Genomic DNA, 12877 nt, shown 5'->3' with positions numbered 1-12877 from the left:
CCTTATTTTTCGCAGATGGGAATAAGTTCTAACCAAGGATCTTCAGCAAGCATAATAACTTGCTCACCTGTCAAGTTTTCAACTGGAATTTCCACTGCACTTTCTTTGTTAAAACGATAGCCGCAGCGACCATAAGAGGCTTGCGGATGAATTGCACGTAACGTCACCGCATAGGCAATAGGATGAATCGCATCACTACCTTTGGGCGTGTCATCCAACTCGTCTAAAGTGCGGTCGGTTTCTGTGGTGTTTTCCGCAGAATCGGTTTTCACTTCATCGTCTGTCTTGTTTTGCTGTTTCTTTGCCATAACTTCCTCCTAGTCATTTCTTGCTTTCCCTCGCAAGCGAGGGAAGGCAAGGAAAGAGACGGATTACTCCACAATCTGTGAAGACACCATCACTTTAAGCGTCCCTTTCAACACATTGCTGGTACCGTTGATAATATCGGCTTCCACTAAACGTTTTGCTGTATATTCAAGTGCAGGTGGCACTAATAAGATATTCGGACGAATATTTAACAACTTGCCGCCATCGCCTTTTAAGGATTTCATTTTTGCCAACACGCCCATTAAGACATCTTCAGTTAATTCGCTGTCTTCCACACGATGAGCAAGTTGCCAGAATGCAAAACCTGCATTACCACGCGCACGCACGCCCCAAATATAGGTATCTTCCATAAATACCGTATCGGATTTAGACGGATCAAATTTCGTCTCAATTTCAGGGGTTAAGCGTTCTTGCCAAATAAATGGCTTCACGGCATTCGTCGTATCCAACAAATAAAACGCTGGTTTTCCTGCTGCACTGCCTTTGGTAATATTACTTTGCGTGGTTTGATTGCCTGTGCCATCGACTTCCGCAAAAACAGGATGATCGTCATCAAAGAAATTCTGCCCGTCATAGCAAAGGGTGCTTTTACCTTGTTTAATTAAGCCAAAGACTAAATCATCAGGTAATTCCGCCGCACTTTGTCCCATTTGTTTTACCATCGGACTAAATAAGCCCACCTGGTCGTCTTCAATATTGGTGCGCGGAATAGCAACAGTGCTTTCAAACAACTTATTCGATACTTGCATACCTTGTGCTTGCATTTTGCGTAAACGACGTTTACCCACCCATTCTTGCAATTTTGGGAAATGCCCTAACCAACCGTAAGTATTGGTTTCGGTAGAACTTGCAATCTTCATCGCAATTTCTGACCATTGAGGATTAATCACGTTTAAACCGCTTGCAAAGTCTTTTTTAAAGGCTTCATCAAGGGCTTTTAAAAGTGCCGATTTTTTGAATTTATCCATTATTTTTGCTCCTTATAGGTTGCCATATAATCTTTTTCGCTTAAGCCTAACGCTTTTGCTGCTGCACTCTCTGCCGCACTTAACGTTGCCACTTTCTGCTCTGGGTCGCCTTTTGCTTGTGGCTCACCACTTAATGCTGCCATTGCAGGTGCTTTTTCTAAATAAGCACTTAATGCTTCAACAGATAAACTTTGCGCCCAATCTTTTAATGCGGGAGCCAGTTTGCCTTGCGATAATGCTGCTTTGATTAATGCCGCTTTCTTGTCCGCTTCTACAGATGTTTTAAGCGCATTAAAATCAGCCTGTAATGCGGCTACCTGTTCGACTGGCACAAATTTAGCAGGATCAGGGTTGCCCACTTGTGTGGATAACGCTGCCACTGATTGTTCTTTTTCAGCTAATTTTGCGTAAACATCTAACACGTCCACAGAGCTATCGCCTTTAGCTGCCGAAAGTGCGGTCACTTTCTCCGTAATGTCAGCTTCACTTGCATCTGCTTTTAAAACAAACAGTGTGCATAATGCTGCCAATAATTTTTTATTCATTGGATTGTCCTCTTGTAACAAATTCACGCTGGCTGCCACCATTGCCTCCTCCATGCCATCTAAAGCAGGCGTATTGGTTAATGCAGCATGAAAGATCTTGCGAACATAGCCGTCTGTGTCGTAAGCAAACACAGCCGAGATATAACGATATTCGCCATTTTTGATATAGTCCGCGGCTTTATCAGTCCAACGCACATCAGCAAAAATCCCTTGTGGGGTAAAATAGAAATATTCCATCCAGCCCGCACTCGGTGCTTCTTTGCCGTTTTTTAGGGAGTGAATAATTTGGTGTTCATAGTCAATAGGAAGGGGATTGCGTTGATTATTTGCCAACGCCACCACATCCGCGCCATTTGTATCTGTTACATACCATGCCTCCACATCGGTTGGTCTGCCGTCTGTAGCGCGAAATTTGCCATAAGGTAAAAGTTGGATACGACCATACTTCGCCTTGTCAATTTCAAAACTACAAGCGGCAACTGTTAATTTCATCTGAAACCATCCTTAAAAACTCAATCTAGGATGGCAGAATATCGAATTGAACGAGATAACAAGAGATGACTGGCTTCAGCACAACCCAATAATTTGAAATGTTAGACAATGAGGAACAAGCCTCACATTAAAGACGTGAAAGATTGAATGATTGAAAACAACCCAACCCCATTTTAAAACGCTTTAAAACCGTTTTAAATTGTTTTAAAAATTTAAAGATGAAATCTTATACCCTAAAAGTAAAAAATCGCCCTACGTGCGATTTAGGGCGATTTTCTGATTTATTTAATTAAGCGTTGGAAGTAGTCTTGCACGTCTTCCAAAATATCTGCCTTATCTTGAGGTGTTAAAGCCAAAAAAGGACGAGCTGGAATTTCTACTTTACGACCTCGTCCAGCTTTACCGCCGAATTGATGAATAGCCGCGTAAGGCTCATTCGTCCCCACAATGGCTTCATTGTTATTATATTCAGAAGTAATGCTCGCCATCAGGTTTTCAGTATCCACCAAAGGCGTACCTTGACGATATTTCAGCCCCAGCCATTTAGGACGCCCCCCAACATCAAAATTTTGCAGCACAGCTGATTCCATTGTCCCCGCAATACTTCGCATTAACGGAGCTCGATGAGCGGTGGCTTGTGCAAGGCGTTCTAGTGCCGATGCAATTTCTTGTGCGTTATTGATTTCAATGTCTATCATAATCGTTGATTTTTAAAATTTAAGGGGGTATAGTCGTCAAGCCACTAGAAAAGCGATGAATCTCGAGGATCGCAAGCGATAGGTTGAAATAGTACCTTGGACTGTGTGCGGTGGGTTCGAGCCCCGCCTAGTGGCTTACTCTTTAAATGCCTTTCTCCATTGCTTATCACTCACTAATCTAAACGACTGAACAAAAATTTCCGGTTCTTTGCTTAAAACCTTCAATACTGCAAGCAGTTTCTTGCCATTAACATCCTTATAAAATTGGTATCCTAGTTCATCGACTACAATTTTATCTGGAGCATTGATGATATCTGGCAACGCCTCATACTCATCAATCCCAAAATCTTGCCCATCACGGCTATTAAACTGTTTAATTAAAGTATCATCAGAAAGCCACACTGTGCCAGTTTTGCTTTTCAATAAATCCTTACTTTCCGCACTCAAGACACCTGCCGCAAATTTAAAATTTTTGGTAAGACTATCTCGCACCTGTAACATTTGATCAGCAGTGAGTTTTTTTCCATCTAGGCTGAGCGTTTGTTTCATCTCCGCCATACGCTTTGCCAACAATTCAAAATCGTGCTTAAACTCCCCACCTTTCATCTCAACTTTCGCAAACGCATGCGCCAGTTTTTCAGGATAAAGATCCAAATTAGGCTTGTAGTTTAATCGCCCTACATTGTAATCAAAGCCTTTATCCGTCACACGTATCGTGCCATCAGGTAATTTAAACCCTACCGTCTTTTCACGATTACCTTGCTTATTCGCAGGGCGTTCTACTTCCACCAAAAATTCAGAACTATCGTCAGGCTTATCAATCCCACGGCGTTTCAAATCTCTTTCGCCTAACGCAATTACCGTACAGCGACAATTAAACCCATTGGGCGGGTAGAATGTCGCCCAAAACGGATCATCATAACGATACACCTTACCGCTCAATGCTAAATGGGCAGGACGAGTACGCGCATCACCCACGGCGGAATATTGCCAATAAGGGCGATTATCCACATTGTCACGTAAGCGTTGATAACGCGCAGCCGAATAAGCGGACTGCATATTAACACGATAAATCGTATTTAACCGACGCGGCGTGCCAAAATATTCCCCTGTTTTGGGATCTGCCAGTAAATGCCCATCAATACCACGGATAGACGGATCTTTTCCAAAAATCCAGCCTTTGCGTTCAAATTCACTCACCAGTTCTTTTTTCCAAACGTGAAAGCCTTTGCCCTCACGCATAGCCGTTTCTAAAGATTGGTAAATATCCTTTGTCATATCAAGGCTAGTTAGGTGCGCAATCGTCGTGGCACGTGCCAATGCGCTATCGTGCATTTCTTTTGCTAACACCTTACTGGCAAGCATTTTCTTTTGGCGCAAAAACTCAATGGCTTGTTTGGGTTCTACGCCAATGGCAAACTTAGGTGCGCTCGGCATTGGCAGCTCCTAATAAATCAGCTAAAAATACTGCACTTGTCAAATAGGCTTGATGGCTTTCACTGGTTAAATCAGGATAAAGTGCGATCAGTTTTTCCTGTGCTTCGTCATAGCTTTCACTTGCCATGACCACGCCTACAATTTGTTTCATCATAGGATCAAGCTGTTGATTAAAATCCGCATTTGCCAGTGCATCATCAATCAAACCGTCCAGTTCAGCTTGTTCGTCCTTTGTACCATTCTGCGCCGATAACGCAGCAGCACGGCAACCGCAAGAACAGTCTTTGCCGTGGTTAAATACGGCAGAAAGTGCGGTCGTTTTTTCGTCCGTTTTCTCGCCTTGCGGTGTTCTTAAAATCAGTTCACCTTCCTGCGGTTCAGGAATTCCTAATTTATCCCGCACCCAACTTTCAGAAATCTGCACGCCAATGCCGGTAAGTTTAGGGATGGCTTCTGCAAAGACCGATAAATCTTCATATTCTTTTGTGTCAAACTCAAAATAAGGGATACGATGTGGCGCAATATTCGGATCAACATTAATTTGCAAATACGGCAAAATGATTTGTTGAGTAATGGTTTGCGCAATCTGTTTCGCATCGCTAATCATCAAATCACGACGCACTTCATTATGCACATTACCTAACGCATTGGTGGAGCTTTTACCATCCGCCCCCGATGTTAAGGTTTGCCCCAAAATCAACCGAGCAATAGATTTCTCGCACCAATCAACCATCTGTAAAAATGGATTATTACCCGATGCAGCACCCGCATTAGCGACGTTATGTAGTTCAATCTTCATCGATTCAGGCATAATGCCTGCCGCGTTATGCCCAATTTCAGCCAACGCACGCAGTAACGTGCGTTTCTCCGCATTAGTGGCACCGGCACCATATTTACCAATGCGAATCGGCATACCATAAAGCTCTAAAAACTCGGCAAAATCACGCACAGAATAATGCTTATACATATGAAGCCATGCCAATGTGCGATATAAGCCATCACGCGCCAACTGTGTCGAACGAGATTTATGGCGATGTACCACCCAACCAAAAGGACGTAAAGGCTCGCCCATTTGATTCGCTGGCGTGCGTAATAATAAACTATCGTCTTTATCCAATTTAAACCAAGACTGAGGACAAGGTTTAAAGCCTTTTGGAACCCATTTGCCATCCACCTGTGCCCATTGAATTTCCAACGCCGAAAAACCGTGTCCCACGGCATCCATTAAATCCATAAACAAGTCTTCAAGATTGGGATATTGATAAAATAACTCATCAATCTCTGCTTGCAATTTTTCTTCCGCAGGGGTTGCATTACGTGGCTCAACAATACGCCAATCTAGTGTTAAAACTGAACGCTTACGCGTCATCATATTCGCCGCAATACTGCTATCTTGCTCTTCAATATCCATGAAAAGTTGATGCTGTGCCTGAATATCGCCGTTTTCGGCATCCTCTAAAATCTGCTTTAATTTTGAAGGCGTAATTTTTGCAGAGGGGTGATCATCTAATACACGCCCCGTTGCAGTCACTTCCGCTTCATCGGTTTGTGTTGGCTCTGTTTCATTACCTTTTAAAAGCCCTTTAACCTTATCTAAAAATCCCATTTAAACTCCCTAAAAAATCAACCGCACTTTCATCATGCACCGTTTGCCTACTTTTGCTTTGTACAAGCCCCGATTTCAATTAATCTCGCCAAAACGAATAAAGATCATCGTCTTCATCTTCCACATCAAACGTATCCAACTGATCCAACCCAATCCACTCAATCGCTGCCGAACTACCCACTGCATTACGCCACAACATTTCCAGCGCATCTGGGCCATCATCATGGTCTGCTTTCGGGAAATGGCGTAACTGGGAAATCAGTGTAGTTTGCGAGCTATGCAACAAAATTAAGCCATTCGCCATGTGGGGTTGTAGGCTCTCAATACGCAACATTTTGTCTGTATTTGGCTTCGTCGCCGTCGCTGGAACAGGAATGCCACGTTGCGCAGAGCGTTTCACTAATTCATCTTTTAAAAACTCTTGGAATTGCACCGTTTCAACAAACCACCGCTGACAGTGGTATTGCTTCTGCATACGGATCACATCTTCAATAATTAAATCAGGCAAACGTTTCTTCACTTGCGCTTCCACCACATATAACTTGCCTGTTTCTCTATGATATCCGCCCACTAAAATGGCAGAGGGGTCTCTACTTGCCCCTGCTTTTCCTAAGGATGGGTCAAGCGCACCGAAATAAATTAAATTTGCTGGCAATTCCGTCCAATAAGTCAAACTATTGGCAAACATCGCATCATCACTGCTTAACGGGTCATTTTGATATTCCGAATCAAAGGTGGCATGCCCATCACGAGCGCGAATCTTCATCAAGGTTAAAATCGGGCGAGCAGCCCAACTTACTACCGCACCTTTATCCATTGCCGCTTGATTTTGCGTATAGAAAGCATCAGCCACCGCTTCGCCTTCGTTTAAGTAGAAGTCCTCCCACTTATCCCACAGGCTCATATCATCAGGCTGACGAATTAAGGCTTTAAACTTGGCTGTCTTCCACGCTTTACTCGATAAAGTGCGGTTTAAAACACTGTCGTAATGGAGAATAGTCCCGATATATACCACATCTAACTTATCTCCAGCCGCCCCTAACGGAAGGACGGTTTTCTTCAACCAATCGTGCAATTTGTCACGCTGTTCAGGGCTCCGCACTTGTTCGTCATTTTCAATATCATCCAGTACCACCAAATCAGGACGATACGCCCCATGGCGTAAACCACGCAATTTCTTGCCGGAACCTGCCACTTGCACTTTTTGATTGGCTTTTGTGATAATGGTTGCCGCTTGCCACACACGCCCTTGTCCTGCTATTTCAGGGAAATCAATGCGCAAACGTTGGTTAAATTCCAACTCTACTTTAATGGCTTCCAACATTGGATAGGCTTGGTCGATACTATCCATCACAATCAACGCATAGCGTTTTTTCTGTGTCACAAGACAGTAAAGTGTAAAGAGCTGGGAGACCAAGGTCGATTTAGCTTCACCACGTGGCGCAGCAATGGCCAAATGAACTGATGATGGCTGTTGTAATACTTGTGGCAACTGCTCAAAAAGATAGTTATGCAACTGCGAACGTGAACTTGAGCGCACATAATGCGGAAAGTAATTCGACACAAAAAAGTCATAGCCCGAAACAGGATCTAACACCTTTTTGCGTCGCTCACTAATGGCAGCAAGAGAATCATCCCACCCCTCAAACTTTGCCTCGACCTTTTGTCGCAAGCTGTCCGAATAGGCTTTTAATTCCGCTAATAATTCTTTATTTTTCATAACTTACTCTAGAAGCCGATAGACAAAAAGCAATAAATAAAAACCATCCCCAACCACTAATACCTTGGCTTAACAATAAGAATGCACAAATAATGGCTGCAAGTGATGGCAACTGAAAAATTAAGAGTTTCATGCTTTAAATTCCTTATCTAAAGTTTTCCCAAACCCTTCCAACAAGTCCGCAAACTCATTAATCAGCTCAGGTTTATTGGCTTGTATATAATCTCCAAACATCGTGATGGTCTTTATTGCCGTCGCCATTTCCGACACTTCTGGCAATAATCGCTTACTGCTTGCCACCATTTTCGAATAGCTATCACCCAAGCCCTGAATCAACTTCGCCTTTTCACTCACAGGCAATGCTTCCGCGCGCTTAATCTCATTCATTGTGTTTTCAAAATAAAGCACAAACGCAGTCAGCATGCCGCGCGCCACATCTTCCACTTTACCACTTGCCATCGTGTTCGCATCACGCACTTTATCCCAATTATCGCCACGCGCTTCGGCTTCACGTTTCCAGCGGCGTGCCGTGTTGTAAGATACACCTGCTTTTTCAGCGGCTAATTCAAGCGTTAAGCAATCAAACACATAATAACGGCGCACATCTGCCTTGGTTTTTTCATCATGTGCCATCTTAACCCCCGAATTTTGCTTTAATCAGCTCAAACCCAACAGAGACGACCAAGCCACTTAACCCGCCAATAACCGCAGCACGCACACCTAATTTCGCCAAACTTTCTTCTACCTTTGCCAAGCGAGTATCAATATCATCCACTCGACCGTCTAAGCGATCGATTTTATGGTTCGCTTGTCGGCTTAAAGCCAGAATCTCATCTAATTTGGCATTAATTTCTTGTTTTTCTGCCAATTGCTCTAATCGTTTTCGCTCTCTTGCTGACATTATTTATCCACCTTTTTATCTAACTTCTGATTGATTTCTTTCAACTGATCGCGCACCTCTTTCAAAATGCTTTCAAAGTGTTTATTTTTTACTTCAGCAAGCTCTTTACTCTGAAAATCCTGTTGCATTTGCTTTTCTAAGGCTTTAATCGCATGCTCATTTTCAGCCACTTTATCGTTTACCGATTTCCACGCCCAGCCGACTAATGTCATAATCAACGTCGTGCCAATGCCAATAAACACTTTATCGTCAATCATTTTGGCTCCTTACTTTCAGCACAAATCTCACGATACGTCGCATTATGTACCGCAATTTGTCGCAAGGTTTCCGTGGTATCTTGTCGGCTAGCAGTGATAATGCCAAATCCACTACAACTTGGATTAATCACGGAGATCGCCTGATTGCTGCAGGCGGTTAATGACATCATCACGGCCAGTATTACGAGTGTTTTCTTCATTTTTCTTTCTCACTTCAAAATGTTTCACTTGGGTTTCAGCCACGACTTTCTGCACTTGCAACTGGGCATTGGTTTTTAATAACTGCTCAATCTCACGGTGTGCCTGTTTCAGCTTAAACATCACATACGCACCCAATAGCACGAAAATCCCGAGCCCTGCTAAAATAATCTGCATACTCATCAAATCCCCCTTGGTCTATCCGTTTGTTCTGGCTCCACATAGGTTTCACTGGTAATCTGTTCTTCTGGTTTTGCTTGTTTGGCTTGAAAAGCCATCACTGCCCCTTTGGTTGCAGCAGAACCCCCACAAAAACAAGCAAAATAAAAAAACAAATCAGTGACCGTAGAACGGTCAAGATAGACCGCATAAATCAGTACACCCGCCATGACCAAAAAGCCGAAAAACTGAATAAACCCCGTTGTACTGGCTCGCCCATCACTATTGGTAAATAATTCAAAAAACTTATTCATCGGCATAATCTCCACATCATCACTTCGGCTGCCGTCGGTTTCCCTCTAGATACATAACTCCACGCATTTTTACTGTAAAAGTGCGGTCGATATTGCGTGACTTTTTGAGGCTTTTGAAACCAATTTAAAACACGTTTAAACACGCCTAAAAATTTCATCTTCATCACTCGCCCTCAAACAAATGTTCAACATTAATAACTTGTTCACTATCCAACCAACGCCACACATCAAAGCAAGGGCAGGCTTTTACCCATTCATTAGGTGTAATGGTGCCGTCGCCATTTAAATCTGGGCTTAAATCACGATGCCCACAAATTCGCGCATCAGGATATTTCGCCTCAAGTTGGCGTAATAAGCGATATAAGGCTTGCCACTGCTTTTCTGTATATTCACCGTGATTTTTGTTGCTTGCTGTTACACCACCCACTAGGCAAATGCCCAATGAATTTAAGTTATGCCCTTTAACATGTGCACCGGTTTCGCCTTCTTGTCTGCCACTTTCCACTGTGCCATCCACATCAATCACAAAGTGATAACCAATATGAAGCAAGTGTGGATTAAATTGACGACATCGCTCTGGATTACGTTTAAAACCACGTCCTTTGTGCCAGCTGTCGATAGTTTGCGCGGCGGTTTGTTGCGCCGTGCGTAAAGATTTGCCATTGCGCGTTGCTGAACAATGGATCACAATTTTTTGAATGGGATAAGCCATAAAAAATACCCTTAATCTATTGAGATTGAAGGGTATTGTCTTAAAAGCAGAGTAAAGAGAAGAGAGGAGCGGTTTCAGCACTAAAACAAGGCAAGATTATGGGTTTCTTCAGGATGGCGCATTTGCGCCAAAATCTCCCAACCGCTCCGATCAGAAAGTTGATATTTCGGACAAAGCTCAAGCATAGCCATACGCCCTGATTTATTTAAATGCTGGGTAAGATAATCATAATCGGCTTTAAAACGATAATTACGCAACACACGCAATGCCGTTTGGCAACGAGGAATATACAGCCACTCCCCACGAAAAACCTCTCGTAATTTCACCGCACTTTCCAAACCGATGAGTGCTTTGAGTTTTGGAAAATAATGCACCCCATCAGTAAATCGAAAGGTAGCCCCACCAAAATTTGTAATAATTTTCTCCACCGCAGCAAAGCCCACCAAATCCACCATCTGCTGCACCGTTTCAGGCAGTAGTTCAGCCACATCTTCCAAAGATTCAACCATAAACACCTCCGCAAATTGTTTTACACAATTCTCACACGGAAATTTTAAAAAGGCGGTATTTTTGAAAAAAAAAGATAAAAAAATCCCACCGAAGTGGGATTTTCTTTATGCCTTAATGGGCAATTCTTTCACTAACTGTCGCACCGTGCTAACTTGGCAATCCAATGCTGCGGTAAACACTGCAATCATACCAGCAAGTTGGCTATAACTTAAGGTATCAGCCGTGTTGTCAGTGATTTCCAACAACTGGCGCAAACAGTGCAAGCCACCAAGGCTACTTTGAATTTCATCAAATTGATGTTCTAATTCATATCCGATGCTCATCTTCGCCCCCTTACGCCAACAAATCCAACTGCACAGCAGCTGTTTTTGGTAATGTGGAGGAAAAAAAGCCCAAATTCCGCATTTTAAATGCCATCCATTTCACGCTATCTTTGGTTTTGCCTAATAGCGTACCAATTTCACGATAACTTAAGCCCATTTCACGATAGCGTAAAAAGTCTTTCGCTTGTGGGTTTGCCGTTAAAAAGGCGGTTTGCGCAGTGGTAATTAAACGTGCCAATTCATCTGGATTGTTGCGTAGAAATGTAGGGATGCCAATCAAGTGTTGCTTTAGACGAGCAAGTTCAGCCCTTGCCTTGTTATCATTGTCAATAAATTGCTGACGAATTTGATAACCGATTTCGGTATTTTCCATTAAGCATAAATGCTTGGCGGTATCGAGGGTAAGATGATAGTCTTTAATCTCCACTTCACGACTGCCCAATAGACCAGTTTTAACATTCTCAAATCTGAGAACGTTCAAAAAATCAACATCTTTACGAAAGTAACCATTTAATAAACGGCGATTGATCCAATCTTGAAATTTAGTTTTAACTTTTAAGCTTTCGTGAAGTTCACGAGCATTAATTAATTGAACAGATTGATTTTGAATTGAGCCATTAAAGGCTTTGATTGAGAAGTTTGTCATTTCTTTCTTCCTTTTGATGGAATATCCCTAGAATTAGGGCGACCGACAGCTCAAAACTGTGAAAGAAAACAGCGGAGTTATTCCCCACGCAACGTTTAGCAGTAGGTCTGTTATTGCCTACAGCCTACTTGTTGCATGTGTGAGTATTGTATTCCTCGCACTGTCGGTCATTGATTAATATTTTTTATTTTTCTACCGCACTGGTATTCTGATGCTCAAGGCATTCTGATACTCAAATTGCAGATAAAAAAATAGCACCTTGGTTCGGTTGTGCCTACCGTTCTCTCGGGCTTTTGATACCCTGATCGCAAAATTAACCTTTTTTTAATCAGAAATCAAGGTTTTTTACCCAACATTATGCAAAAAGTTTCGTCGCTTCGTAGGGTGGGCCTTAGCCCACCGCAAATATCATCACATTCTTATGGTGGGCTAAAGCCCACCCTACAAAACTAAAACCGATTATTCAGGGCTTGCGCTAAACCCTGTAAATCGGCTCTAGCGCACCAATGCCCAGACGGTCGCAATACTGCGGTTTAATTGCTCGGCGATTTGGCGGTTGCTTAAGCCTTGGCGGTGTAATAACACGATTTGGGATTTTTCTTGCATGCTTAAGGGCTTATTGGCGCGGCGGTGATGTTTCTTTTTGCGTTCCAACAGGTGAATTTTGCTTTTGAGTAAGTCAATGTATTCGTCTTTGCTGATATTGATGTTTTCAGAAACCATTGGTTGGCGATGGCTGTCTAAAAACGCTTGGTTGACCTTCAACTGAAAACGCGGGCTGATCCAGCCAGCATAGCTGACGGCGAGCAGTTCGTGGGCGTAGGTGCCGCGTTCATTTCCGCCATTAATCACAATTAATGGGTCAGTTCTCAGATCTGAGAACTGACGAATTTCCGCCAATAATTCCTGTGTGCTCTGCAACCGTAACCAGTTGTCAGGCTTTTTCGCACTGCCTTCACCGCTTAACTTATGCAACGTGTTCAAGCTGATTCTGCCATGTTCGTCTAAGGCGATCACTTCGTTGGCTAAGATAATTTGATTTTTCATGTTTTTTCTCCTGTTGT

General features: G+C 43.0%; 20 protein-coding genes. All 20 read right to left on the bottom strand.

Annotation, left to right across the window (positions count from 1 at the left end; translation table 11 throughout):
- Positions 1–2: 2 nt before the first annotated feature.
- Positions 3–308 carry a hypothetical protein gene (locus tag DQN49_RS01320; protein WP_006995434.1) on the bottom strand — a complete coding sequence of 102 codons (306 nt, stop codon included), beginning with the start codon at positions 306–308 and terminating at the stop codon, positions 3–5.
- 63 nt (positions 309–371) lie between these two features.
- Entirely contained in the window at positions 372–1295 is a 924-nt protein-coding gene (locus tag DQN49_RS01315; protein WP_006995435.1) for a Mu-like prophage major head subunit gpT family protein, read from the bottom strand.
- Positions 1295–2332 (bottom strand): phage protease, encoded by a 1038-nt coding sequence (locus tag DQN49_RS01310; protein WP_006995436.1) that lies wholly within the window; start codon positions 2330–2332, stop codon positions 1295–1297. The genes DQN49_RS01315 and DQN49_RS01310 overlap by 1 nt, the downstream gene beginning before the upstream one ends.
- Before the next feature lie 281 nt (positions 2333–2613).
- The gene (locus DQN49_RS01305) at positions 2614–3030 is read right to left on the bottom strand and encodes a phage virion morphogenesis protein (RefSeq protein ID WP_065246956.1); all 417 of its coding nucleotides are present in this window, start codon (positions 3028–3030) and stop codon (positions 2614–2616) included.
- A gap of 135 nt (positions 3031–3165) precedes the next feature.
- The gene (locus DQN49_RS01300) at positions 3166–4467 is read right to left on the bottom strand and encodes a phage minor head protein (RefSeq protein ID WP_065246957.1); all 1302 of its coding nucleotides are present in this window, start codon (positions 4465–4467) and stop codon (positions 3166–3168) included.
- A complete protein-coding gene (locus tag DQN49_RS01295; RefSeq protein WP_006995438.1) occupies positions 4451–6073 on the bottom strand; it encodes a DUF935 domain-containing protein in 1623 nt (540 codons plus the stop codon). Before DQN49_RS01295 ends, DQN49_RS01300 begins: the two co-directional genes overlap by 17 nt.
- A 79-nt stretch (positions 6074–6152) precedes the next feature.
- Entirely contained in the window at positions 6153–7793 is a 1641-nt protein-coding gene (gene terL / locus DQN49_RS01290) for a phage terminase large subunit (protein WP_006995439.1), read from the bottom strand.
- Positions 7783–7926: a hypothetical protein gene (locus DQN49_RS10160; protein WP_005681449.1), complete on the bottom strand. Its 144-nt coding sequence runs from the start codon at positions 7924–7926 to the stop codon at positions 7783–7785. Before DQN49_RS10160 ends, terL begins: the two co-directional genes overlap by 11 nt.
- Positions 7923–8426 carry a DUF1804 family protein gene (locus tag DQN49_RS01285; RefSeq protein WP_006995440.1) on the bottom strand — a complete coding sequence of 168 codons (504 nt, stop codon included), beginning with the start codon at positions 8424–8426 and terminating at the stop codon, positions 7923–7925. The genes DQN49_RS10160 and DQN49_RS01285 overlap by 4 nt, the downstream gene beginning before the upstream one ends.
- A 1-nt stretch (position 8427) precedes the next feature.
- Positions 8428–8694, bottom strand: coding sequence for a hypothetical protein (locus DQN49_RS01280; RefSeq protein WP_006995441.1), 267 nt, complete (start codon positions 8692–8694; stop codon positions 8428–8430).
- A complete protein-coding gene (locus tag DQN49_RS01275; protein WP_006995442.1) occupies positions 8694–8951 on the bottom strand; it encodes a hypothetical protein in 258 nt (85 codons plus the stop codon). The genes DQN49_RS01280 and DQN49_RS01275 overlap by 1 nt, the downstream gene beginning before the upstream one ends.
- Positions 8948–9082: a hypothetical protein gene (locus DQN49_RS10560; protein ID WP_006995443.1), complete on the bottom strand. Its 135-nt coding sequence runs from the start codon at positions 9080–9082 to the stop codon at positions 8948–8950. The genes DQN49_RS01275 and DQN49_RS10560 overlap by 4 nt, the downstream gene beginning before the upstream one ends.
- Positions 9075–9332, bottom strand: a complete 258-nt coding sequence (locus tag DQN49_RS01270; protein ID WP_006995444.1) for a DUF2681 domain-containing protein — start codon at positions 9330–9332, stop codon at positions 9075–9077. The genes DQN49_RS10560 and DQN49_RS01270 overlap by 8 nt, the downstream gene beginning before the upstream one ends.
- Entirely contained in the window at positions 9332–9622 is a 291-nt protein-coding gene (locus DQN49_RS01265; protein ID WP_006995445.1) for a DUF2644 domain-containing protein, read from the bottom strand. The genes DQN49_RS01270 and DQN49_RS01265 overlap by 1 nt, the downstream gene beginning before the upstream one ends.
- Entirely contained in the window at positions 9619–9786 is a 168-nt protein-coding gene (locus tag DQN49_RS10155) for a hypothetical protein (protein WP_006995446.1), read from the bottom strand. The genes DQN49_RS01265 and DQN49_RS10155 overlap by 4 nt, the downstream gene beginning before the upstream one ends.
- The gene (locus tag DQN49_RS01260) at positions 9786–10334 is read right to left on the bottom strand and encodes an N-acetylmuramoyl-L-alanine amidase (protein ID WP_006995447.1); all 549 of its coding nucleotides are present in this window, start codon (positions 10332–10334) and stop codon (positions 9786–9788) included. The genes DQN49_RS10155 and DQN49_RS01260 overlap by 1 nt, the downstream gene beginning before the upstream one ends.
- An 80-nt stretch (positions 10335–10414) precedes the next feature.
- Positions 10415–10843: a Mor transcription activator family protein gene (locus DQN49_RS01255; protein WP_006995448.1), complete on the bottom strand. Its 429-nt coding sequence runs from the start codon at positions 10841–10843 to the stop codon at positions 10415–10417.
- Positions 10844–10948: 105 nt separating this feature from the next.
- A complete protein-coding gene (locus DQN49_RS01250) occupies positions 10949–11167 on the bottom strand; it encodes a hypothetical protein (RefSeq protein ID WP_006995449.1) in 219 nt (72 codons plus the stop codon).
- Positions 11168–11177: 10 nt separating this feature from the next.
- On the bottom strand, positions 11178–11813 hold the full coding sequence (locus DQN49_RS01245; protein WP_111723545.1) for an antA/AntB antirepressor family protein: 636 nt from the start codon (positions 11811–11813) through the stop codon (positions 11178–11180).
- Between the two features lie 495 nt (positions 11814–12308).
- Positions 12309–12860, bottom strand: coding sequence for a KilA-N domain-containing protein (locus tag DQN49_RS01240; RefSeq protein ID WP_006995452.1), 552 nt, complete (start codon positions 12858–12860; stop codon positions 12309–12311).
- Between the last annotated feature and the right edge of the window lie 17 nt (positions 12861–12877).

This window comes from Haemophilus aegyptius, assembly GCF_900475885.1.
Lineage (GTDB): Bacteria > Pseudomonadota > Gammaproteobacteria > Enterobacterales > Pasteurellaceae > Haemophilus > Haemophilus influenzae.
Note: the sequence above shows the minus strand (reverse complement) of the source record. Positions and strands in the feature narration are given on the sequence as shown.

Bases quoted from the DNA above. Each gene is read 5' to 3' on its own strand.
- DQN49_RS01320 (WP_006995434.1), bottom strand. From the start codon at position 308: ATGGCAAAGAAACAGCAAAACAAGACAGACGATGAAGTGAAAACCGAT.
- DQN49_RS01315 (WP_006995435.1), bottom strand. From the start codon at position 1,295: ATGGATAAATTCAAAAAATCGGCACTTTTAAAAGCCCTTGATGAAGCC.
- DQN49_RS01310 (WP_006995436.1), bottom strand. From the start codon at position 2,332: ATGAAATTAACAGTTGCCGCTTGTAGTTTTGAAATTGACAAGGCGAAG.
- DQN49_RS01305 (WP_065246956.1), bottom strand. From the start codon at position 3,030: ATGATAGACATTGAAATCAATAACGCACAAGAAATTGCATCGGCACTA.
- DQN49_RS01300 (WP_065246957.1), bottom strand. From the start codon at position 4,467: ATGCCGAGCGCACCTAAGTTTGCCATTGGCGTAGAACCCAAACAAGCC.
- DQN49_RS01295 (WP_006995438.1), bottom strand. From the start codon at position 6,073: ATGGGATTTTTAGATAAGGTTAAAGGGCTTTTAAAAGGTAATGAAACA.
- terL (WP_006995439.1), bottom strand. From the start codon at position 7,793: ATGAAAAATAAAGAATTATTAGCGGAATTAAAAGCCTATTCGGACAGC.
- DQN49_RS10160 (WP_005681449.1), bottom strand. From the start codon at position 7,926: ATGAAACTCTTAATTTTTCAGTTGCCATCACTTGCAGCCATTATTTGT.
- DQN49_RS01285 (WP_006995440.1), bottom strand. From the start codon at position 8,426: ATGGCACATGATGAAAAAACCAAGGCAGATGTGCGCCGTTATTATGTG.
- DQN49_RS01280 (WP_006995441.1), bottom strand. From the start codon at position 8,694: ATGTCAGCAAGAGAGCGAAAACGATTAGAGCAATTGGCAGAAAAACAA.
- DQN49_RS01275 (WP_006995442.1), bottom strand. From the start codon at position 8,951: ATGATTGACGATAAAGTGTTTATTGGCATTGGCACGACGTTGATTATG.
- DQN49_RS01270 (WP_006995444.1), bottom strand. From the start codon at position 9,332: ATGAGTATGCAGATTATTTTAGCAGGGCTCGGGATTTTCGTGCTATTG.
- DQN49_RS01265 (WP_006995445.1), bottom strand. From the start codon at position 9,622: ATGAATAAGTTTTTTGAATTATTTACCAATAGTGATGGGCGAGCCAGT.
- DQN49_RS10155 (WP_006995446.1), bottom strand. From the start codon at position 9,786: ATGAAGATGAAATTTTTAGGCGTGTTTAAACGTGTTTTAAATTGGTTT.
- DQN49_RS01260 (WP_006995447.1), bottom strand. From the start codon at position 10,334: ATGGCTTATCCCATTCAAAAAATTGTGATCCATTGTTCAGCAACGCGC.
- DQN49_RS01255 (WP_006995448.1), bottom strand. From the start codon at position 10,843: ATGGTTGAATCTTTGGAAGATGTGGCTGAACTACTGCCTGAAACGGTG.
- DQN49_RS01250 (WP_006995449.1), bottom strand. From the start codon at position 11,167: ATGAGCATCGGATATGAATTAGAACATCAATTTGATGAAATTCAAAGT.
- DQN49_RS01245 (WP_111723545.1), bottom strand. From the start codon at position 11,813: ATGACAAACTTCTCAATCAAAGCCTTTAATGGCTCAATTCAAAATCAA.
- DQN49_RS01240 (WP_006995452.1), bottom strand. From the start codon at position 12,860: ATGAAAAATCAAATTATCTTAGCCAACGAAGTGATCGCCTTAGACGAA.